4 protein-coding genes are annotated in these 1,721 nt (G+C 34.5%); all 4 read left to right on the plus strand.

Going from position 1 to position 1,721, the window contains the following annotated elements; all coding sequences use genetic code 11:
* On the plus strand, positions 1-496 hold a 496-nt coding region (locus ABFC98_06620; GenBank protein ID MEN6445706.1), incomplete at its 5' end, for a DUF5758 domain-containing protein.
* 60 nt (positions 497-556) lie between these two features.
* The gene (locus ABFC98_06625) at positions 557-979 is read left to right on the plus strand and encodes a hypothetical protein (GenBank protein MEN6445707.1); all 423 of its coding nucleotides are present in this window, start codon (positions 557-559) and stop codon (positions 977-979) included.
* A gap of 46 nt (positions 980-1,025) precedes the next feature.
* The gene (locus tag ABFC98_06630; GenBank protein MEN6445708.1) at positions 1,026-1,265 is read left to right on the plus strand and encodes a hypothetical protein; all 240 of its coding nucleotides are present in this window, start codon (positions 1,026-1,028) and stop codon (positions 1,263-1,265) included.
* 69 nt (positions 1,266-1,334) lie between these two features.
* Positions 1,335-1,565, plus strand: coding sequence for a hypothetical protein (locus tag ABFC98_06635; protein ID MEN6445709.1), 231 nt, complete (start codon positions 1,335-1,337; stop codon positions 1,563-1,565).
* The last annotated feature ends 156 nt before the right edge of the window (positions 1,566-1,721 follow it).

The raw sequence follows: 1,721 nt of genomic DNA on the forward strand, positions 1-1,721 counted from the left end.
TGCCGACCTTAGCGATGCCAACCTTCGCTCTGCCGACCTTCGCTCTGCCGACCTTCGCTATGCCAACCTTCGCTATGCCAACCTTCGCTCTGCCAACCTTCGCTCTGCCGACCTTCGCTATGCCGACCTTAGCGATACAAAACATAATGAAGCAACTGGATTCTTATTATTACAGTGTCCGCAAGAAGGAAGTTTTATTGGATGGAAAAAAGCACAAGGCAATATTATAAAATTAAGAATTACTGAATTGGCAAAAAGGAGTTCTGCTACAACATTAAAATGTAGATGTTCGGAGGCAGAGGTTCTTGATATTCAGGATATAGAAGGTAATTCTCTTGAAATACGAGAAATTGCATCAGATAAAGATGGCGATTTTATATATAAAGTTGGAAAAATTGTTAAAGTGGATGATTTTGATGAGAACAGATGGAATGAATGCTCAAGTGGAATACATTTCTTTATTGCACGGGAAATGGCAGTACAATATGGGCTATAAATCGGCACTAAACACTTATTAGTGCCAAAAAAATGATAAAATAATTTAAAGGACTAAAAAATGGAAACAAAATTCACACAAAAGGTAAGCATGAAGTGTACTAAGGAGCAGTATGAGAAGTTTCTCAGAGATGAGCTCCTTAAAATGGGGTACAAAGAGGATGAAAAAAACTTATCGAACTGGGGTTACGATGATGCTGATGACAATAATTTTATCTCTATCAATATATTTGTTTGTGGTGAAATTCTGCAAAGACCTTTAGATGGAATATTATTAAAAAGCTCTGAGAGACGCGCCTTTATCAGAGATTTTAACCCGTGTTATTTTCTTTATCTTGCTAAAAAGACAACCAACTACCCAAGTGAATCAGAGCCAACTTGTGATGTGAGATATGATTATCATAATGGAGCTATCACAGAGTCAGAGCTGGAGGCTATTGAATTTCTGAAAGGAAGAGGGTATGTAATAACTAAGCAATTTTAAAGTTACAACAAAAGTCTATTGGCTGTATTGCTTATACACTTTTGTTATGCACAGTTTTATTATGGGAAATTTAAGAGACAAATACACAGATGAAGAATGGGACAAAATGCTGTCCAAAATTGATGTTGATAGAAAGAACGGTAAACCAAATGAGATTTTACTGCATCTATCAATTTGGAATAAAAATATTGATGAATTAAGAAAGTTAAGAACCGTTCTTTCTGATTTTTACAGTAATTATGATTTATCAGTTTTGGACAAGTGGATTGTTTGGAAGAGTAGATAAATTGTGCCTAACGTTAAGGCTATGTGCAGTGCCTATGTTAAAACTTGCACAAAAATAAATTATAGTACAATGGAACACGATTTAGAAATATTTGACAAAGACGGAAAAGCATTGCATATAGCCACTATTATAAGCCGTTTTTTATTCAAACAAGCTGGAAAGCACGATAAAGACGTTGAAGATTTAGTTATAGGTTTAGAGATAATTTATCCACTTCGTGATGATGGTTGTAATAAGTTACAGTTACTTGATTGCGACTTCAATATAATTGATGAAGTTATCTGTCAAAATGGCTTATAACTTAGTTATATGTTCACAAAATATTCATCAATCCGCCCGAATTGGGGGCGTATAATCACAAAACAAATATTATGAAAACAAAAGAATTATCACAAGAGGAAAGAATTTTAAATTATCTGCAAAAAGGTACTAGGCTAACTCCGATTAAGGCATTAT

The sequence above is a fragment of the Candidatus Cloacimonas sp. genome, assembly GCA_039680785.1.
Lineage (GTDB): Bacteria > Cloacimonadota > Cloacimonadia > Cloacimonadales > Cloacimonadaceae > Cloacimonas.